This is a genomic window from Streptomyces sp. HD (genome assembly GCF_028369295.1).
Lineage (GTDB): Bacteria > Actinomycetota > Actinomycetes > Streptomycetales > Streptomycetaceae > Streptomyces.
Genome location: NZ_JAQMYP010000006.1, coordinates 92,758 through 112,144 on the forward strand (window position 1 = coordinate 92,758; position 19,387 = coordinate 112,144).

At 70.2% G+C, this 19,387-nt stretch carries 15 protein-coding genes and 1 pseudogene; 4 read left to right on the forward strand and 12 right to left on the reverse strand.

Annotation, left to right across the window (positions count from 1 at the left end):
- Nucleotides 1-78: 78 nt before the first annotated feature.
- The 3 genes from POF73_RS08105 to POF73_RS08115 are packed head-to-tail and all read right to left on the reverse strand — an operon-like array spanning nucleotide 79 to nucleotide 4,161.
- Entirely contained in the window at nucleotides 79-1,296 is a 1,218-nt protein-coding gene (locus POF73_RS08105) for an aminotransferase class V-fold PLP-dependent enzyme (RefSeq protein WP_272113840.1), read from the reverse strand.
- A 4-nt stretch (nucleotides 1,297-1,300) separates the two neighbouring features.
- Nucleotides 1,301-2,668 (reverse strand): pyridoxal-phosphate dependent enzyme, encoded by a 1,368-nt coding sequence (locus POF73_RS08110; RefSeq protein WP_272113841.1) that lies wholly within the window; start codon nucleotides 2,666-2,668, stop codon nucleotides 1,301-1,303.
- A complete protein-coding gene (locus POF73_RS08115) occupies nucleotides 2,665-4,161 on the reverse strand; it encodes a Y4yA family PLP-dependent enzyme (protein ID WP_272113842.1) in 1,497 nt (498 codons plus the stop codon). Before POF73_RS08115 ends, POF73_RS08110 begins: the two co-directional genes overlap by 4 nt.
- 217 nt (nucleotides 4,162-4,378) lie before the next feature.
- On the opposite strand from POF73_RS08115, the gene POF73_RS08120 reads away from it, so the two are divergent.
- Nucleotides 4,379-4,942 carry a hypothetical protein gene (locus tag POF73_RS08120; protein ID WP_272113843.1) on the forward strand — a complete coding sequence of 188 codons (564 nt, stop codon included), beginning with the start codon at nucleotides 4,379-4,381 and terminating at the stop codon, nucleotides 4,940-4,942.
- Nucleotides 4,943-4,960: 18 nt separating this feature from the next.
- On the opposite strand, the gene POF73_RS08125 is transcribed toward POF73_RS08120, so the two are convergent.
- The 4 genes from POF73_RS08125 to POF73_RS08140 all read right to left on the reverse strand — a co-directional run bounded on the left by POF73_RS08125 (nucleotide 4,961) and on the right by POF73_RS08140 (nucleotide 8,859).
- Nucleotides 4,961-5,371: a VOC family protein gene (locus POF73_RS08125; protein ID WP_272113844.1), complete on the reverse strand. Its 411-nt coding sequence runs from the start codon at nucleotides 5,369-5,371 to the stop codon at nucleotides 4,961-4,963.
- Nucleotides 5,372-5,471: 100 nt separating this feature from the next.
- Nucleotides 5,472-7,370, reverse strand: coding sequence for a molecular chaperone HtpG (gene htpG, locus POF73_RS08130; protein ID WP_272113845.1), 1,899 nt, complete (start codon nucleotides 7,368-7,370; stop codon nucleotides 5,472-5,474).
- A gap of 116 nt (nucleotides 7,371-7,486) precedes the next feature.
- On the reverse strand, nucleotides 7,487-8,203 hold the full coding sequence (locus POF73_RS08135; protein WP_272113846.1) for a class F sortase: 717 nt from the start codon (nucleotides 8,201-8,203) through the stop codon (nucleotides 7,487-7,489).
- A 116-nt stretch (nucleotides 8,204-8,319) separates the two neighbouring features.
- Entirely contained in the window at nucleotides 8,320-8,859 is a 540-nt protein-coding gene (locus POF73_RS08140; protein WP_272113847.1) for a hypothetical protein, read from the reverse strand.
- A gap of 302 nt (nucleotides 8,860-9,161) precedes the next feature.
- Here POF73_RS08140 and POF73_RS08145 point away from each other — a divergent pair, with 302 nt between their 5' ends.
- Nucleotides 9,162-10,259 carry an acyltransferase family protein gene (locus tag POF73_RS08145; protein WP_443049461.1) on the forward strand — a complete coding sequence of 366 codons (1,098 nt, stop codon included), beginning with the start codon at nucleotides 9,162-9,164 and terminating at the stop codon, nucleotides 10,257-10,259.
- Nucleotides 10,260-10,268: 9 nt separating this feature from the next.
- On the opposite strand, the gene POF73_RS08150 is transcribed toward POF73_RS08145, so the two are convergent.
- The 3 genes from POF73_RS08150 to POF73_RS08160 all read right to left on the reverse strand — a co-directional run bounded on the left by POF73_RS08150 (nucleotide 10,269) and on the right by POF73_RS08160 (nucleotide 13,875).
- The gene (locus POF73_RS08150; RefSeq protein ID WP_272113849.1) at nucleotides 10,269-10,865 is read right to left on the reverse strand and encodes a TetR/AcrR family transcriptional regulator; all 597 of its coding nucleotides are present in this window, start codon (nucleotides 10,863-10,865) and stop codon (nucleotides 10,269-10,271) included.
- Nucleotides 10,866-10,884: 19 nt separating this feature from the next.
- Nucleotides 10,885-12,945, reverse strand: a complete 2,061-nt coding sequence (locus POF73_RS08155) for a galactose-binding domain-containing protein (RefSeq protein WP_272113850.1) — start codon at nucleotides 12,943-12,945, stop codon at nucleotides 10,885-10,887.
- Between the two features lie 153 nt (nucleotides 12,946-13,098).
- Complete coding sequence (locus POF73_RS08160) at nucleotides 13,099-13,875, reverse strand: class I SAM-dependent methyltransferase (protein WP_272113851.1); 777 nt, start codon at nucleotides 13,873-13,875, stop codon at nucleotides 13,099-13,101.
- Between the two features lie 136 nt (nucleotides 13,876-14,011).
- On the opposite strand from POF73_RS08160, the pseudogene POF73_RS08165 reads away from it, so the two are divergent.
- Nucleotides 14,012-15,948, forward strand: a pseudogene (locus tag POF73_RS08165) (glycoside hydrolase family 5 protein).
- 97 nt (nucleotides 15,949-16,045) lie between these two features.
- On the forward strand, nucleotides 16,046-16,744 hold the full coding sequence (locus POF73_RS08170; RefSeq protein WP_272113852.1) for a CPBP family intramembrane glutamic endopeptidase: 699 nt from the start codon (nucleotides 16,046-16,048) through the stop codon (nucleotides 16,742-16,744).
- Nucleotides 16,745-16,748: 4 nt separating this feature from the next.
- On the opposite strand, the gene lpdA is transcribed toward POF73_RS08170, so the two are convergent.
- Both lpdA and POF73_RS08180 read right to left on the reverse strand, forming a co-directional pair.
- Nucleotides 16,749-18,161 carry a dihydrolipoyl dehydrogenase gene (gene lpdA / locus POF73_RS08175; protein ID WP_272113853.1) on the reverse strand — a complete coding sequence of 471 codons (1,413 nt, stop codon included), beginning with the start codon at nucleotides 18,159-18,161 and terminating at the stop codon, nucleotides 16,749-16,751.
- A 172-nt stretch (nucleotides 18,162-18,333) separates the two neighbouring features.
- Nucleotides 18,334-19,212 carry an SCO2400 family protein gene (locus POF73_RS08180; protein WP_443049462.1) on the reverse strand — a complete coding sequence of 293 codons (879 nt, stop codon included), beginning with the start codon at nucleotides 19,210-19,212 and terminating at the stop codon, nucleotides 18,334-18,336.
- Nucleotides 19,213-19,387 lie beyond the last annotated feature (175 nt).

Below are 19,387 nucleotides of genomic sequence, written 5' to 3' on the forward strand. Positions count from 1 at the left end.
TGCCGTCTCGCACCTGTTCCCCTGCCGCCGCCGACCCTACAGGTGGAAACGGTTCCCATTAGCTCTAATGGCGGCACCTCACCCGAGCGCGGCGAGGACGGTCAGCAGCCGGTCGATCTCCTCGGCGGTGTTGTGGATGTGCAGGCTCACCCGCACCGAGCCGGTCCGCTCCCCCGCCCCGCCCTGGCAGTGGTGGTCGGAGCGGACCATGAAGCCGTGGCTGAAAAGGATGAAGCCCAGGTCGGCGGAGTCGACGGCGCGATGACGGAAAGTCACGATGCCCTGGCGCCGCTGCACGGACGAGTCGGCGGCCAGGCTGCTCCGACAGCCGAGGATCTCGTAGGCGTCCAGGTGGCGCAGGGCGTCGGTGAGCCGGGCCGCCAGGGCGACCGTCCACTGCTCGATCCGGTCGGTACCGACGGTGTCGAGCCAGTCCAGGGCGGCGGCGAGGGAAGCGATACCGACCGTGTTGGGGGTGCCGGACCAGCCGCCCGGCGCGAACTCCGGCCCGCGCGCCTGGCGGGCCCAGACGGCTCCGGTGCCGGGCAGGGCCATGGCCTTGTGCCCGGAGAAGACGAGGAAGTCGACGTCCAGGTCGGCCACGGACACCGGTAGATGACCGACGCTCTGGGCGGCGTCCAGACAGATGACCGCGTCCGGACCGACGGCCCGGCGGATGCGGTGGATGTTCATGTTGCCGCCGTACACGTGGTGGACGTGGGTGACGGCGACGAACCGGGTTCGCTCACCGGCGAGTTCGGCGAGCGCGATGTGGTCGTAGTCGCCGGACGACCGCTGGTACGGCATCGGCCGGACCCGGATGTGCACGCCCTGCCGGGCCAGGTCCCGTTGGGCCTCCAGCCAGGGCGCGATGTTGGCCTCGTGGTCGGCGACCGGGACGACGATCTCGTCGCCGTCGGCGAGGAGCCCGGGCAGCCAGTCACGGGCGACGGTGCGCAGGCCCTCGGTGGTGCCGCTGGTGAAGTGCACGGCCGAGCGCTCCGGTGCGGGGTCGGCCAGGAACCCCTTCACCCGGTCGCGGGCCTGCTCGACCAGGGCCGTGGTCCGGTTGGCCCAGGGGTAGGTGCCGCGTCCGGCGTTGGCGTTGGTCGTGGTGAGGTAGGCGTGCACGGCGTCCAGTACGGCCTGCGGCTTCTGGGCGGTGGCCGCGCTGTCCAGGTAGGCCAGTTCCGGGTGCCCGGTGATGATCGGGAACTGGGCGCGCAGGGTGCGCTGCCACTCCCTCAACTCATCGATGAGACAAGGGACGTGGGCGTCCGTCCTGGGTACGGTCATGGGCTCAGTCCCGTACGAGGGGTGCGCCGGCGTCGCGCCAGGCGATGATGCCGCCGGTCAGGCTGCGGACGTCCGGGTGGCCCATCCGGGTCAGCAGGGCGGCGTAGCGGGCGGACTTCTCGCCGACCGGGCAGGCCAGCAGGACCGGGCGGTTGCGGCTGAACGGCAGACCGCCGTGGAGGAGTTCCTCGAAGAGCTCGTCGACGATGTTGAGCGAGCCGTCGATGTGCAGGGCGGCGTAGGCGTAGGGGCTGCGCAGGTCCACGACGAGCGGTTCTCCGGTGCCGATCCACGCCTGGGCGTCCGCGACGCCGATGGCCGGTGCCGTGCGGATCTCGGCGTCCGGCAGGTCTGCCGGGGAGTTCCTGCGGCGCGGGCCGCCGAAGAGGTCGGGGCGCCGTCGGCGGACGTAGCTGAGATAGCTCTCGACGCGGTCGCAGACGATGAAGACCGCTGACTGGCGTGCCGTCAGTTCCGTTTCGACGGCCCGTAGTTGGCGTACGGCACCGAAGTAGGCGGCCCCTCCGGTGGGCCCGGCCAGGATGCCGCAGCGGCGGTTGAGGGTCAGCATCCCCTCGATGGCCTCGTCGGCGCTCACCGACTCGATGGTGTCGTAGGTGCCGGGGTCGAACAGGCCCACCTCGTGCGCCTCGTCGATGGTGCGGATGCCGGGGATGAAGTCGGACTTGGCGGCGACCAGGCCGACGACCCGTACGGCGGGGTCGTGTTCGCGCAGGGCGCGGGCGACTCCGGTGGAGGAGCCGGCGGTGCCGACGCATGCGATGAACCAGTCGGGCGCCCGGCCGTCCAGGTCCTTGACTATCTCCGGTCCGGTGCCGGTGAAGTGGGCCTCGGTGTTGCGCGGGTTGAAGTACTGGTCGGTGTGCAGATACGTGCTGCCGGGCTCGGCGAGCGTGCGGTGGAAGAGGGTGAGCGGGTCGTCGGTGGCGGTCGGGTCCAGGCACTCGCTCTGGCCGGGCAGTTCCTCGATCTCCGCGCCGAGCAGCAGGAGCAGGTCCTTGATCTCCGGGATGCGCATCCGGTTGGTGACACTCTTGAAGGACAGGCCGTGCATACCCGCGAGGACGGCCAGGGCCTTGGCGGTGTTGCCGCTCGACAGCTCGACGACCTGGCCGCGTTCTCCGGCCGAGGCGGATGACGACCCTGCGGATGCGGCTCCGGATGCAGATGCTGCTGTGGCTGTCAGGTGCGGTCGGGCCATGTTCCAGGCGGCCCGGTCCTTCACCGAACCGAAGGGGTTGAGCAGTTCCAGCTTGGCGTACAGGTCGATGTGTCCGAGGCCGTGCACGGCCGGATCGATGCGTACCAGCGGTGTGTTGCCGATGGCCTCGGTGATGCTGTCGTACCTCACTGCGCTCCCCCCACGGGTGTGGTCGGCCAGTACTGGTCGTCCAGGCACCAGCGCCAGGTGCCGCCCTCCTGCCAGGCGGCGACCTTGCGCGCGACGGGCTGGTGCTGGGCACGGGTGGCGTGGAAGTCCATGCAGTATCCGGCCGTGTTGGCGAAGGCCAACAGATCGCCCGGTTCGGGGCGGTGGGGCAGGAAGACCGTACGGCGGGTGATCAGGTCGGACTCCAGGCACCGGCTGCCGAAGAGATGGACGGCGACCGGTTCGGCCCCGGCGACCGGGCCGGTTCCCGGACCTGTGACCGCGCCTGCCGTGTCCCGGGGGATGACGAGGGGGTCCATCAGCACGCCGTGTTCCTCCAGCGCCACGTCGTCGGCCTTGGCCGCGAGCCGTACGGCAAGCGGGCCGCCGGTCTCCTGGTCGCGGACCTCCAGCACCTTGCCCAGCGTCACTCCGCACTGGTCGAGGAGTGCTCGGCCGGGTTCGGTGTGCAGGTCGTAGAGGTGCTCCAGGAGCAGCGCGGCCAGAGGGCGGCCGTCCATGGACGTGGCCGGGTGCGAGAGCAGTTCGTCGAGGTAGCGGGCTCCGGCGACCGGACGGTGAGCGGGGTACAGGCCGAGCGTGCCGCGCAGGGTGCCGGCCTCGCTGCGCAGTCCGTAGCCGTGACCGCCGTAGGTCAGGGGCGGGCGGGTGCCCAGTACGGCCTCGGTGAGTTCGGTCGTGTACCGGTCCCACTGTCCGCCGTCGGCAAGGTAGTCGACGCCGAATCCGCCGCCGATGTCGACGGCCCGGGGCCTGAGCCCCCGTCGGCGGCACTCCTCCAGCATGCGAAGACAGCCTTCGAGCGCCGTAGCCTTCTCGGTGAGGCTCGTCGTGTCCAGGTGGTAGGCCACGCCGAGCAGGTCGACCACGTCGGTGTGCCGCTCGACGGCCTCCAGCAGGGGGCCCGACTCCCCCGCCGCGGTGCCGAATCGGCTGCGTCTGCTCAGTACCCGTACGCCGGACGTCTCGAAGCCCGACAGCCGCAGCAGGATGCGAGCCCTGGGCAGCGTGTGTTTGCGTATCAGCGTGGCGAGTTGGTCCAGTTCGCCGCGCGTGTCCAGGCTGACGGTGACCGAGGTCCGGGCCGCCAGCCACAGGAACTCCGGGTTCTTCGGGCCGGTGGCGGTGATCCGGTCAGGGGTGAAGCCGGCGCCCAGGGCGTGTTGCAGTTCCCCCAGCGATGCGACGTCCACGCCGGCGTCGGTGGCGGCGAGCCGCCGCAGCAGGGCGCTGGAGCGGTTGGCCTTGTGGGCGAAGAACACCTGGCCGGCCAGGTGGTGCTTGCCGTACACGGAGCGGAACTGCCGGAGATTGTCGACGAGTTGGTCCGGCACGACCAGGTTCAGCGGAGACCCGAGACCGTCGGTGAGCGTGTGCAGCAGATCCGGGGCGTCCAGTAACGAGCGCAGCCGCGCTGCCAGCCGCGGTGCGAGATACAGGGGCTGCCCGCCCATGCACGGACCCTCCCAGCGCTTCGGGCCCGACATCCCGGGCGCAGCCGACCACTCCCCGCGGTTCGCCGTATAGCTGCTTCCCTTCCCCCGCGGTGTTTACGCCCCGTACCTGCACTCCTGGGCGGTACGTGAACAGGTGGGCCGAAAATCACCGCTGTCCGACGACCGGCCGCGCACGGGGTCCGGAGGCGCTCATTCCGTGGTAGGGACACTCCAGTTGACGCCATCGACGGCTGGGGGCGCGGTGTTCGGCAGGCGGACGGCGGGGGCGGTTGTCATGGTGGTGGCCGCGGTGCTGGGGCCGGCCGGCTGCTCCTTCGAAGGGGACGGCAGCGCGGTGGAGCCGACGGATGCGGCGGCCGGCAGCCCGCCCGCCGCATCCGGCTCGGCGCCCTCTTCGGCACCGCCTCCGGCCTCCCCGGCCCCCTCGCCGGTCCCCGTCACCGGACCGGACCAGAAGCTGGTGACCATGGAGGTCACCGGTGGTTTCGCCGGGGTGCACCAGGAGGTGACCCTACGGGGCGACGGCACCATACACACCGCCGACAAGGGCGAACGTACTGTGCGCCGTACCGACACGGCCCAGTTCACCGAGCTGCGTACGCTGCTCGGCGATCCGGCCCTGGACGATGTCGCCGACCTCACGAAGAACACGGAGGCGGCGGACCTGTTCCAGTACACGCTCCGGTTCGACGGCCGTACGGTGATGACCGACCGCTCCACCGATGAGCCCGCCCTCGGCCGGCTCATCGACGCCCTGCGCGCATGGCTGCCGAAGTGACGCCCCGGGCAGGCCCGCTCAGCGGCCCTCTCCGGCGATGTTGACCATCCAGGTGATGCCGAAGCGGTCCGTACACATGCCGAAGACGTCGCCCCACATCTGCTTGTCCAGCGGCACGGTCACATGGGCGCCCTCGGACAGCTTCTCCCAGTAGCCGCGCAGTTCGGCCTCGTCGTCGCCGCTCAGGCTCACGGAGAAGTTGTTGCCGGGGTTGTGGTCGTCCGTCGGGGTGTCGGCGCCCATGAGGGTGAAGTCGCTGGGGGTCTCCAGCATGCCGTGCATGATCTTGTCGGCCATGGGGGTGTCCTTCTGGCCGAAATCACCGTAGGTGTTGAGCGTCAGGGTGCCGCCCAGGACCTCCTGGTAGAACTCCATCGCCTGGCGGGCGTCGCCGGCGAAGGTGATGTAGGGGTTGAGACGCGTGGCCATGAATCCTCCAGGAACGGGGCTGGAAGCCGACTCCAAGGAAGGTAGCGCGGGCCACTGACAACGGCCCGCGCACACGTCCACATGGCTCACGCGCCGTCGGCTACAGGGTGCGCTCCAGCCGGTCCGCCACCAGCTTCACGAACCGGGCGGGGTCCTTGGGCTGACCGCCCTCGGCGAGCACCGCCAGCGTGTGCAGCAGTTCGGCGGACTCGGCGAGCCCCGAGCGGTCCTCGCGCTCCCGGTACGCCTGGTGGAGGCCCTTCACCAGCAGGTGACCGGGGTTGAGCTCCAGGATCCGCTTGGTGCGCGGCACCTCCTGGCCCATCGCCCGGTACATGTTCTCCAGGGCCGGCGTCAGATCGTGCGCGTCGGAGACGACGCAGGCCGGGGATACGGTGAGCCGCGCCGACAGCCGCACCTCCTTGATGTCCTCGTCCAGCTGCTCCTGCATCCAGCCGAGCAGACCGGCGTACTCCTCGGCCTGCTTCTCCCGCTCCCCGTCGGCCTTCTCGTCGCCCTCGGTGTCGAGGTCGATCTCGCCCTTGGCGACGGACCGCAGCTTCTTGCCCTCGTACTCGCCGACGGTGTCGACCCACACCTCGTCGACGGCGTCGGTGAGCAGCAGGACCTCGATGCCCTTGTCCCGGAACGCCTCCATGTGCGGGGAGTTCTCGATGCTCTGCCGGGACTCGCCGGTGATGTAGTAGATGTCGTCCTGGCCGTCCTTCATGCGCTCCACGTACTGCGCGAGCGTGGTCGGCTCGTCGTCGGAGTGGGTGGTCGCGAACGAGGCGACGGCGAGGATGGCCTCGCGGTTCTCGGAGTCGGTGACCAGGCCCTCCTTGAGGACGGTGCCGAACTCCCGCCAGAACGTGCCGTAGCGGTCGCTGTCCTTGGTCATGAACTCCTTGACCGTGGACAGGACCTTCTTGGTCAGCCGGCGCTGCATCATCCGGATGTGCCGGTCCTGCTGGAGGATCTCGCGGGAGACGTTGAGCGAGAGGTCGGCCGCGTCGACGACGCCCTTGACGAAGCGCAGGTAGGGCGGCAGCAGCGCCTCGCAGTCGTCCATGATGAAGACGCGCTTCACATAGAGCTGGACGCCGCGCTTGAAGTCCCGGGTGAACAGGTCGTGCGGGGCGTGCGAGGGCACGAAGAGCAGGGCCTGGTACTCGAAGGTGCCCTCCGCCTGGAGGCGGATCGTCTCCAGGGGTTCGCGCCAGTCGTGGCTGATGTGCTTGTAGAGCTCGTGGTACTCGTCGTCGGACACCTCGTCACGCGAACGCGCCCACAGGGCCTTCATCGAGTTCAGCGTCTCGGGCTCGGGCGTGGTGTCGCCGTCGCCGGTCTCCGGGACCATGCGGATCGGCCAGGTGATGAAGTCCGAGTAGCGCTTGATGATCTCCCTGACGGTCCAGGGGGAGGTGTAGTCGTGGAGCTGGTTCTCGGGGTCGGCGGGCTTGAGGTGGAGGGTGACGGACGTGCCCTGCGGCGCGTCGTCCACCGTCTCCAGCGTGTAGGTGGCCTCACCGCGCGACGTCCAGCGGGTGCCGTGGCCCTCACCGGCGCGCCGGGTCACCAGCGTCACTTCGTCCGCCACCATGAAGCCGGAGTAGAAGCCGACGCCGAACTGGCCGATGAGCCCCTCGGCCCCGGCCGCGTCCTGCGCTTCGCGCAGCTCCTTCAGGAACGTGGCCGTCCCCGAGTTGGCGATGGTGCCGATGAGCTTCCCGACCTCGTCGTACGACATCCCGATGCCGTTGTCCCGGACCGTGAGGGTGCGGGCCTCCTTGTCGAGGTCGATCCGGACGTGCAGATCGGTCACATCGGCGTCCAGGGTGTCGTCCCGCAGCTTCTCCAGGCGCAGCTTGTCCAGCGCGTCGGAGGCGTTGGAGACGAGCTCCCGCAGGAAGACATCCTTGTTCGAGTAGACCGAATGGATCATCAACTGGAGCAGCTGACGGGCCTCTACCTGGAACTCAAACGTCTCGGTCGGCATGGTTCGCGACTACCTCACAGGCTCAGTCACCGGAATGGGTCGCAGTCACTGTAAGACACGAGGTCAGCGCGGAGTGCGGCGGTTCGGGAAGGAGTCCGGCCCGGGCGGGGGGCGATTCAGGCGAGATGGGCGAAGACGACCAGGTTCGCGGTGTAGTCCCTGGCCTGGCGGTCGTAGTCCCCGGCGCAGGTGATGAGCCGGACCAGGCTCCGGGAGGTGTCGCCGTACACGCGTCTGCTGGGGAAGGTGTTCTTGTCGAACGTCTCCACGCTGTCGATCACGAAGGCCGCGCTGCGCCCGTCCGCCCTCAGCACCTGGAAGCTGTCGCCCTGCTCCAGCTCGCTCAGTCTCGCGAACACCGCGGGGGACGTCGCCGTGTCCACGTGCCCGGCGATGATCGACGTGCCCGGCTCGCCGGGGGACGCGCCCTTGGCGTACCAGCCCACGAGGTTGGTGTTGTGGGCCGGTGGGGGTTCGAGCTGGCCCGTACCGCCGATGGCGAGGTCGGTGAAGGGCGCGCTGACGGCGATCTTGGGGATGAGCAGCCGGAGCGGCCGGGCCCGCGGCAGATGCTCGCCCTCGGTCTGTCGGTCGGGCGGGGCGGACCGGGCCGTCGAGGGGGCGGACGACTCGACCGCCGGTGCGGCGTGGGGGGCACGGCCGGCTCCGGGTGTGTCGGTGTCGCGACCGGACATGGTCACGACCAGGACGACGGCGGCGACCGCGCTCCAGAACATCGTCACGGCCGTACGTCTTGTCCGCCGTGAGGTCGCGGAGCCGTCGCAGGGAAAGGCCGGGTCGGCATCGGGGGGCGAGGGAGGGCCGGCGGCCATCGGAGCACCACCTCATTCAGGCATGGCTGTGGATACGGCGGGGGAAAGCGAGCGGGGCCGTCGCGACGTGGGGCGCACGTGCGACGGCCACAGCGGTTATGGCGTCCGGCATCGGGTCAGGCGACGGAGCCGGAGGCCTTCTTGCGGCGCATGGCGTACACACCGGTGCCCGCGACGGCCAGCGCGGCCAGACCACCGGCGGTGACACCCGGGTTGTCGGCGAGGCCGCCGCCACCGGTGTGCATGCCGCCGTGCGGCTTGCCATGGCCGCCGCCCCACGACTCCTCGTCGTTGTCACCGCCCCAGTCGTCCTTCTCGTGGTCGCCCTTCCACGAGTCGTCCTTGCCCTGCTCGTGGTCGCCACCCCAGGAGCCCTTGTCGTGGTCGCCGCCCCAGTCGTCCTCGTTGTTCACGAGGGCCAGCGCTCCGCCACCCGTGTGCATCCCGCCACGCGGACCGTCGTGCTTGCTTTCCTCGCCGTGCTCCTTGCTGTAGTCCTTGTCGTGTTCGTTGCCGGAGTCCTTGCCGTGCTCCTCGCCGTGGGAGGAGCTGTCTTCCTGGTCCCAGTCACCTGCCGTGACGGCGTAGGCGGCGGGGGCGATCGCCAAGGCGGCCGTGGCCGTCGCGGTGGCGAGCAGCATACGGACAGAGCGCATAGGTGAGTCCTTCCGTCATGGCCTGGGTGGCTGACACGTCATCACCACTGGTGCCAGACCTTGACGTGATCCACCGTCAGCCATTCCTCCCGGACGCACCATTCGGAGCGATCACACGGGTTACGGCCACACCCCTACGGCCCTGCGGCCTGCCCCGCGCGTGTGGATGACCGCGCGGCGAGGTTTACGCCGCCCGGAAGTGGTGAGGCGCGTGGGATGTCTCAGCACATCCACGCAGCCGTCACCTCCGTCAGACCCGCACGCGATCGCGTGGGCTTCCCGCGCGGCGCCCAGGGGGCCGTGTGGTGAGCGCGGGCACAAAGGCCGCTCCCGGCCGTGCCACGGCCGCGCCGCCCAGGCCCGCCAAGGAGCGGGACGCGTTCTTCGACAACGCCAAGTACGCGGCGATCGTGCTGGTGGCGGTGGGTCATGCGTGGGAGCCGCTGCGGGACGGCAGCCGGTTCGTCACCGCCATGTACATGCTTGTGTACGCCTTCCATATGCCCGCATTCATCATCATTTCCGGCTATTTCTCGCGCGGCTTCGACGGCCGTCCGGAACGCCTCAAACGCCTGGTGACCGGGCTCTTCATCCCCTATGTCGTCTTCGAAACGGCATACACCCTTTTCACCCGGTGGACCGACCAGGAGCCGGACCGCCCGGTCAGCCTGCTGGACCCGCTGTATCTGACCTGGTTCCTGGCAGCACTGTTCCTGTGGCGGCTGACCACCCCGCTGTGGCTGCGGGTGCGCATGCCGCTGGCGCTCGCGCTGGCCGTGGCGATGCTGGCCACCGTCTCGTCGTCCATCGGCAGTGATCTCGATCTGCAGCGCACCCTGCAGTTCCTGCCGTACTTCGTGCTGGGTCTGCTGCTGAAGCCGGAGCACTTCCGGCTGGTCAGGCGTCGTGCTGTGCGGATCGCGGCCGTCCCCGTGTTCGCGGGTGCGTTCGTGGTGGCGTACTGGGCGGTGCCGCGGATGACGGGCGGCTGGTTCTACCACCGCGAAAGCGCCGAGCAGCTGGGCGCGCCCGCGTGGTACGGGGTGGTGATGACGCCGGTCCTGTTCGTCTGCTCGCTGGTGCTGGTGGTCTACTTCCTCTCCTGGGTGCCCGGGCGGCGGATGTGGTGCACGGTGCTGGGAACGGGCACGCTGTACGGCTACCTGCTGCACGGCTTCCTCGCGCAGGGCGCCAAGTACTGGGGCTGGTACGACCCCGCCTGGATCCACCGGCCGCTCGGCGCGCTCGCCGTCACCGTCGTGGCCGCCGTGATCGTGACGCTGCTGTGCACACCGCCCGTGCGGCGTGCCCTGCGCTTCGTGGTGGAGCCGGATCCGAGATGGCTGTTCCGGCGGGAGTCGGGGGAAGCAGGCCGGGACCGGGTCGCCGTACCCGGGTGACGTCCCCCGTCAGGGCTCGCTCACGAGTCCGGCCATGTGCGCGGTGACGGTGTCGAGGATGTCGTTCCAGGCGGCCTCGTCGCCGAGCACGAGGTAGTTGAGGGTCAGTCCGTCGGTCATGGCGGCCAGGTAGCGGGCCAGGACGGGGGCGGGAACACGCAGGCGCAGGCCCATGGTCTGCCGCAGCTGATCGATGAGGTCGGCGTACGTCTCGGCGTACAGCTCGTACTGCCGTCGGGCCAGATGCTCGAATCCGGGCCGGCGCAGTGCGTACTGGGTCAGCTCGTAGGTGAGCATGTGCTCGTCGGGGTGGGCGCGCACATGGTCCCAGTACGCCTGGAAGCCGGCCCGGACGGTCTCCTCCAGGGTGGCCCGGGGCCGTAGGGCGTCCTGCACCACCGTCACATAGTGGCCGGTGATGGTCGTGATGACGGATTCGATCAGCTCCTGCTTGGAGTCGAAGCAGTAGTGGAAGACGCTCAGCGAGACGCCTGCCTCGGCGGCGATGGACCGGGTCGTCGTGTTGGGTACGCCGTCCCGGGCCATCGCCCTGATCGCCGCCTCGGTGAGCTGTCGCCGCCGCTCGGCGGACGGCAACCGTGCCATGGAGTCCCTCTCGTGGGTGTCAGCTGCTGTGGACGCCGACCTCGGAGAGGGAGTAGCCCCAGTCGGTGCCGCGCTCCTGCCCGTGGACGCGTACATATCTGGCCGGTGTGCCGGTGAACCTGGCCGTGTCCAGGCCGCCGTCGCCGGACGTCGTGGACCAGGCGGTCCGCCAGTTCACGCCGTCGGTGGAGAGCTCGATGCGGTACGCCTTACCGTACGCGCGCTCCCAGTCGAGGGTGACCCGCTTGACCAGCTGGGTGGAGCCGAGGTCGACCTGGAACCACTGGTCGTCGCTCCAGTCGCTCGCCCAGCGGGTGCCGCCGTCGCCGTCGACGGCCCTGCCCGGCCGGTAGCTGGTGAACAGGCTCCACTCCGAGGAACTGGCCGACGCGCTCGCGCCGCGCGCGAGATTGGCCCCGGCCTTGTGGTTCTCGGACGACGCCCAGGTGTCGAGGTAGGACTCGGCGCCCCGGAAGAGGTCGTCGACCACGTCCTGGCCGCCGACGCGGCGGATGTCCTCGATCCAGTCCGGGACGAGGCCATAGTGGGCGGCGCCGTCGGTGTTCAGGTCCCAGGTGCGCTCGCCGGTGGTCTGGCGGTCGATGACGGAGCCGCCGTCGACGCTCTTGAAGGGGTACGTCACCTTGTTCGGGGCGTCCGCGCCGCGCGGTCCCGGCCAGCCGCCGACGCCGTTCATGTCGGTGCCGTAGCCGTAGCCCACCCCGTACTTGTCGCGCAGCGCCTCGGTGCGCTTGGCCTCGGAGACGAAGCCCTCGGAGCCGTGCATGTACTGGGCGATGAAGCCGCCGAGGCCGTAGACCCGTTCGGTCCAGTCCATGTCCATCCAGCTGTGCGAGGAGAGCACGCCGGGGTAGGACTCGGCCTCGAAGATGTCGAGCGCGCGGCCGGCGGCCTTGACGCCCATGTGGTCGATCTCCAGCATCATCTTGCGTTTCATCATGCCGCGTACGGCGTATTCGCCGAGGTCGGTGAGCCCCCGGACGTTGCACTGGGCGTCCGCGCTGTACGAGGGCACGTCCACGCCCGCGGGGAGCTTCTTCTCGGCCTCGGCAGCCGAGGCGTTGCCGATCGGGTTGTCGTGCTGCGGGCCCTTGCACGTCTCGGTCTTCCAGAAGGTGCCGGTCGACAGGAACTGGCCGACGTTGATGGCCGTTCCGAGCCCGCCCGAGTCGAAGCGGACGCCGCACAGGGCGTTGTCGAACTTGTGGCACAGGAACATGCTGCGCACGCCCAGCGAGTACAGCTCGTCCAGGCCCTTGTCGATGTCGGCCTTGCCGCACTGCGCGATGTCGAGGATCTGCTTGCAGCCGAACGGCTCGGAGGTCTCGACGCCGAGGATGACCGCCAGTTTGCCCTGCTGGATGACCTGACGGGCCTGCGCGCTGTCGGTGACGATCCGGAACCAGCCCTTTCCGGTGCCGCCGTACATCTTGTCGATGAAGGCCTGCATGTCGTACGTCAGCTTGGCCTGCAGCCGGATCGACGTCATCTCGTCGCAGCTGCGGTCCTTGAAGAAGTACACCGAGCAGATCACGCCGTTGGTGACGAGGTCGTTGACCAGGACGCGCTGGCCGCCGCGCCAGGCCCGCTCCACCCAGGCGTAGTAGTTCTGCTGGTGGGTCAGCGAGTCATGGGCCGGCCAGTCCTTGAAGGTGGGCCAGCCGACCGGGTCGTGCTTGCCGTCACCGCCGTTGGTGATGAAGTCGAAGATGGCGAGTGAGCCGTCGGGGTAGTGCTCGGGGCAGTCCTTGAGGGCGTCGGCCACGCCCTGTTCGGAGAACGCCTTTCCGCAGATCAGACGGCCACCGAAGGCCTCGTTGGCGAGGATGTGGTCGTGCGCGTCGACGAAGCCGCGGACCTCGCCCCTGGCGTTGGTGCCGGTGAAGGGCTCCCCCGTGACGTTGACCTGCGAGTCCGGCGCGGGCCGTGCGGTCGGGTCCCACCAGTTGCCGGCCGCCGAACTCGGGGTGGGTCCGAGCGCGATGGACAGCACGAGCAGGAGGATCGACACCACGGTGACGTTCTTGCGTCTGCGATACGGGCGTCCGGCGGTGGTCACGGCCCACGTCCCTCGGTCGGCGGATAGCGAGGTCGGATTGTCATGACCTCGCAATATATGCGACGAGGATGGCCACTACCGCATGCCGAGTCAAGAGTCCGGGACAGATGACCTACTCGCGGGAAACAAAAGAACCGCTGACGGCGAATCGGTTCACGCCGCGTGAGTGACCCGGATCTTGGACTGGCCGTGTGGGAGTTCCTCCCAGTCCGCCATGAAGCGGGCCCGCAGCCCGTGCTCTTCGGCCAGCGCGAGAAGGGTCTCGGTGCGGTAGTAGAAGTCCTCCCGCAGGACCTGGTGTTCCTCGCCCTCGGTGCGGTCGAAGGTGAAGTCGAACCAGCCGCCGGGGGCGAGCACCCGGCCGACGTTGGCCAGGCACTCCTCGATCACCGGGAGCGGAGAGTGCGAGAAGACGCTGTGCGCGTGCACGACGTCGAAGTGGGCGTCGGGCAGGAAGCGCAGCGTCAGGTCGCGCACCGGGGTCAGCGTGGGGAGCCGTTGCCGCAGGCCCATCTCCACGACGGTGTCCTGCGCGGCGAAGAGGATGTCGGGCGAGATGTCGATGCCGTAGTAGTGACCGGGGCCGAGATGGCGGATGAAGCGCCAGCCGCCCCGCAGATTGCCGCACCCGATCTCCAGCATCCGGTGCTCGGGGCGCAGACCGTGCCCGACGAGGTAGTCGAACTGCATCTCCCCGAGCGCCAGCCACCGTTCCCTGCTGTGGCTGCCGACCGCCGCGTCCGGGTCGGCCCGGGTGTCGGAGCGCATCACCGCACGGTAGTAGGAGACGTGGTCCGGGTGGCGGCGGCGCAGCCACATGTCCCGGGCGGTGCGGACCAGATGGCGGGGCACTCGGTCGGGGTGGCGCAGGGCGTAGGCGAGGCGGTGGCCGAGGGCGGCGCGGTTGACGGTGAGGTTCTTGGCCGGCATGGGGATCGTGCCTCCCTGGGGTCGCGGTACCACCGAGGATGCGCACTGGTGGGGCGGGGCGCCACAGGTGGGGATCGGCGGATCACCCGTGCCCAGTCTGGACCAATGCCGCCCCATGCCTCATGATGACGGCGCCATGACAATAACGCCCCTGGGGGTGACGACCGTGCGCGGCTCCCTGGTGAGAACAGTCCTTGCCGCCGTGCTCCTGCTGGTCCCACTGACGCCGCTCCCGCGGGCCGAGGCCGCGGCCGAGCCGCGCCCCGCACCCGCCCCGGAGGAGTGGACGGCGCCCCTGAGCACCCGTGGCCGCTGGATCGTCGACGCCGACGGTGACCGTTTCAAGCTGCGCTCCGGCAACTGGCATGGCGCCAGCGGCACTTGGAACGGCTCGGGCGATCCGGAGGACGACGCCGACCACCACGCCGGTGAGAACTCCGGCCGGATGCCGCTCGGGCTGGACCGGGCGCCGATGGCGGAGATCATCGCCGGGTTCCGGGAGATCGGGATCAACAGCGTCCGGCTGCCCTTCTCCAACGAGATGATCCACGACGCCGTGCCCGTCACGGACGAAGCCGTCGCGGCCAATCCCGCGCTGCGCGGCCTGACCCCGCTCCAGGTCTACGACGCCGTGGTCCGTGAGCTCACCGGCGCCGGCCTCGCCGTGATCCTCAACAACCACACCAACACCACCCGTTGGTGCTGCGGCGTCGACGGCAACGAACGCTGGAACGCGAGCCGGAGCACGCAGACGTGGGAGAGCGACTGGTCCTCATGGCCCGCCGCTACCGGGACAACCCGCGCGTCGTCGGCGCCGACCTCTACAACGAGGTCCGCCGCACCATCTGGGACGACCCCAACTGGGGCCTCGGCGACGACCACGACTGGTTCGCCGCCTCGCAGCGCGTCGGCGACCGCATCCTGGCCGAGGCCGACCCGGATCTGCTGATCATCGTCGAGGGCATCAACTGGACCGGCATCCCCGTCGACGGCCTCCCGCACGAACGCCCCACCCTGGAGCCCGTACGCCGCCTCTCGCACACCCTCGTCGACTCCGGCAAGCTCGTGTACTCGGCCCACTTCTACGACTACACCGGCCCGAACCACAGCGGCGCCACCGGAACGGGCGAGACCAGCGACCCCCGCTACCGGGACCTGAGTCCCGCCGAACTGATGGCCGTACTGAACCGCCAGGCCTTCTTCGTCACCGCCGAACAGGACCAGCACTTCACCGCCCCCGTCTGGATCAGCGAGTTCGGCGTCGGAGGCCGCGCCGAGACCGGCCACAAGCAGCGCGCCTGGTTCGAGGGCTTCGTGGACCAACTGATCCGCACCGACGCCGACTTCGCGTACTGGCCGCTCGTCGGCCTGCACCAGGACCGCAAGGGCAACGGCTGGGCCCTGCTGCACTGGGACGCCGCGGGCCGGCGTATGGGCCTCTACGACGGGGACGACTGGCGGGCCGCGGCCTGGACCCGGCTCATCGAGGCGGACGGCCGCACGGGGCCGGTGGCGCCGGTCGCCGAGTGGTCCATGCTCAGCCCCGACCACGGCGACTTCGTCCAGTCACGGCGCATGCGCGCCCTGCCCGACTGGGACACCGGCGCCCGCAAGGCGGTCTGTCCCGACGGACAGCGGCTGCTCGGCCTCGCCCACACCGGCAACCGGGGCCTGTGCTCGGACGTGATGGCCGGTGCGCTGTGGGACCGGGCCGGCGGACACGAGGTCGTCGTCGACGAGCGGTATGTCGCGCCGGGGCGGGACTGGGCTTCCGGGTACACGAAACTCCAGTGCGCCGACGGCCGGTTCCTCATCGGATACAGCGTCCGCGGCTCCGCCGTCTCCGCCGCCCTGTGCGCGAGCGCCTCGGCCGGGAGGCTCGGCACCAGCGGCCGTACGGTCTGGTTCGACCGGGGTGACAACCGGGGGGCGGCGCCCAAGGGCGGTGACTTCGCGTACGGCCGCTCCAAGGGGCGGTGTGCGGACGACGAGTACGCGGCCGGCATCGCGTACACGGGCCGGGTGGGGTCGTCGCGGACGCCGGACGCGTTGTACTGCCGGAAGCTGGGCTGAGAGTCTGTGCACAAGCCCCCGGATCGGGACGACACGCCGACGGGCGGGCCCGGGCAGGGGCGTCGGCACGATCGCGCCGGGGGATGCTGGAACCCGGATGCGGATGGTATGTGCTGTCGCCGTGCTCGCCGTCGCGAACCTGCTGAACAACTGGCTCGCGCGGAGCACCGGCATGTATGTGGTGATCTGCGTGACCGCGACCGCGGTCCTGTTGCTCATCGCCCGCTGGGACGGACTCACCCGGGCCGACCTGGGGCTCGACGCGGAGGGGCTGCGCCGGGGGATGCGGTGGGCCCCCGTGCTGGCCGGAATCGTCCTGCTGGTCATGGTGGTCCTCCTCGCCGTTCCGGCCGGGCGGGAGGCGTTCCGGGACGCGAGGGCCACGGATCTGTCCGTGGGGCGGATGCTGTTCGGAGCGCTGGTGCGGGTGCCGTTCGGGACCGTGCTGCTGGAGGAGACCGCCTTCCGTGGGGTGCTGTGGGCCATGATCCGGCGCCGGCTCGGAACGGCGTGGGCGACCGGCCTGTCGTCGCTGCTGTTCGGGCTGTGGCATGTGATGCCCTCGCGGGGCATCAACCGCTCCAACGCCGCGGTGGGCTCGGTCTTCGGCGACGGCCCGGCTGGCGTGGCACCGACCGTGGCCATGGCGGTCGTCGCCACGGCCCTGGCCGGAGTGGTCCTGTGCGAGCTGCGCCGCCGCTCCGGCAGCCTGCTGGCACCGATGGCCCTGCACTGGGCGGTCAACGGTCTCAGCTATGCGCTGGCCTGGGCGGCGGCCCGCTGGTGGCTCGGTTGAAGCCTCAGAAGTTGATCATGTGGCCGGCGAGTCCGTGCACCGCTTCCTTGACCGCCTCGCCGAGGGTCGGGTGGGCATGGACGTTGCGGGCGACCTCGTGGACGGTGAGGTCCCACTGCTGGGCGAGCGTCAGCTCGGGCAGCAGCTCGGTGACGTCGGGGCCGATCAGGTGGCCGCCGAGGAGCTCGCCGTACTTGGCGTCGCTGATCAGCTTCACGAAGCCGGTCGCGTCGCCCAGGCCGTGCGACTTGCCGTTCGCGGTGAACGGGAACTTCGCCACCTGCACGTCGAAGCCCTGCTCGCGGGCCTGTGCCTCGGTCCAGCCGAAGCTGGCGATCTGCGGCTGGCAGTAGGTGGCGCGCGGGATCATCACATAGTCGAGCTCCATCGTCTCGGCGTCCGCGATGGTCTCGGCGGCGACGATGCCCATCGCCTCGGCGGCGTGCGCGAGCATCAGCTTCGCCGTTACGTCACCGATGGCGTAGATGTGCGGGACGGACGTACGGCAGCGGCCGTCGACGTCGATCGCGCCGCGCCCGTTGACGGTCACGCCGGTGTTCTCCAGGCCGTACCCGGTGACGTTGGGCGCGAAGCCGATCGCCTGGAGCACCTTGTCGGCCTCCAGGACCTGCTGGGCGCCGTCCTTGCCGGTGACCGTGACGCGCACCTGCTCGCCGGACTCGTCCACGGTGTCGACCCGGGTGGAGGTGAGCACGTCGATGCCCAACCGGCGGTACTGCTTGGCGAGTTCGGCGGAGACCTCGGCGTCCTCCAGCGGGGCCATGCGGTCCAGGAACTCGACGATGGTGACCTTCACGCCGTAGTTGTGCAGGACGTAGGCGAACTCGACGCCGATCGCGCCGGCGCCCGCGATGACGATCGAGCCCGGCAGCTCCTCGGCCAGGATCTGCTCCTCGAAGGTCACCACTCGGGCGCTGCGCCGGGTGCCGGGCAGCAGCTTCGGGGTGGCGCCGGTGGCGATGATGCACTGGTCGAAGCCGATGGTGCGGGTCTCGCCGTCGTAGCCGGCCACCTGGAGGGTGTGCGGGTCGAGGAAGGTGCCGCGGCCGTCGATCTCGGTGATCTTGTTCTTCTTCATCAGGTAGTGGACGCCCTTGACCCGGCCGTCGGCGACCTTGCGGCTGCGGCGGAACGCCTCGCCGAAGTCGAAGCTGACCTGCCCGTCCACCTTGATGCCGAAGGTCTTCGCCTCGCGGGTGAAGATGTGCGCCAGTTCGGCGTTGCGCAGCAGGGCCTTGCTGGGGATGCAGCCCACGTTCAGACAGACGCCGCCCCAGTACTTCTCCTCCACGACCGCCACCCGCTTGCCCAGCTGGGCGGCGCGGATGGCGGCGACATAGCCGCCGGGGCCCGCTCCGAGGACCACGACATCGAAGCGATCGTCCTGCTCGACCATGGGGAGTTCCCTTTCTGAGCGCGTCGTCCTGCTCTACCGGTGCCGGACCCCGTCAGGACGGCGTCCGGCTTCTTCCAGCATGACCGCATCCGCGGGGTTGTGCGGCGGTGCGGCGGGGTGACGGTGATCTCAGATGGGTGTGTTGCGGTGGTCGGGTCGGTTCCCGCCGCGGTCAGCCGAGGCAGACGAGGTTGAGCACGCAGAGCTGCGCGGGCGTGGTCTCTTCCGGGGCCGGGCTCGTCGGCGCCGGGGTCGCCGCGGAGTCCGAGTCGTCGGTCGGCGTGGTGGCCGGCGGCGGCTGCTCGGCCGCCTCGCCGCCGGTGCTGTCACCGGAGTTCGCCCCTCCGGGGGCCGGGGAGACGGTCTGCGTCTGCGGGACCGTGGTCGCCGCGGGGCTCGGCGTGCCGGCCGCGTCCGGTCGGGTGAAGTGGCGCGTGGTGCGCGGCGTGGTGACGGGCTCCCGGGCGGCGTTCGTCGGGGTCGGATGTGAAGAGGGCGTGTCGGCGCGCGACTCCTTGTGCGTGTCCGACGGAGTGGACGCCGGGCGGGTGAGCTCCGACTCCTGCTGCGGGAGCCCCACGTTCGGCCGTTCCGGCGCGGTGGCCGCCTGGGCCTTGTCCGCGGTGCCCCGGTTCATCGCCGAGACGGTCAGGCCGCCGCCGACCAGTGCGACGGCGGTCGCGACCACGGCCCGGCGCTGGTTCTTCTTCCAGCGGGCCCGCTGCCGACGCCGCGCCGCCCGCCCCTCGGGGGCGACGGCCACGCCTTCCACGTCGCCCTCCACGTCACCGGAGGGGGCTCCGGGCGCGGTCTCCTCCGGGCGGGCCGGCGACGCGGTCTCGTCCCGGAAGTAGCCGTCGTACCAGCTGGTGTCGGCGGGGGTCCCGGCGGGAGTTTCCCACGCCGCCGTCCCGGTCGCCGCCGCGCCGGACGAGACCGGCATGGCGGCACCCGCTGCCGCGGAGGGAGCGATGTCCGGGGCGTAGGCACCGCACCCGGGGCACACGAGGGCCCCGTTGAGATGCCGCCGGCACGAGGAGCAGTAGTCCATCTGCGGTCTTTCTGGCTTGACTGCGCCACCGGCCCGTTGGGCCGCGGCCTGGTCACATTCGTATAAAGGGTCGAACGGCCGCAACGCTAACGAGGCTTTGGCCAGGCTGTGTGCAGCCAAAGTGATGCTCCTGCGCAGATGTACCAGGAAGTGTGTGTGGACCATGACCGCCTCA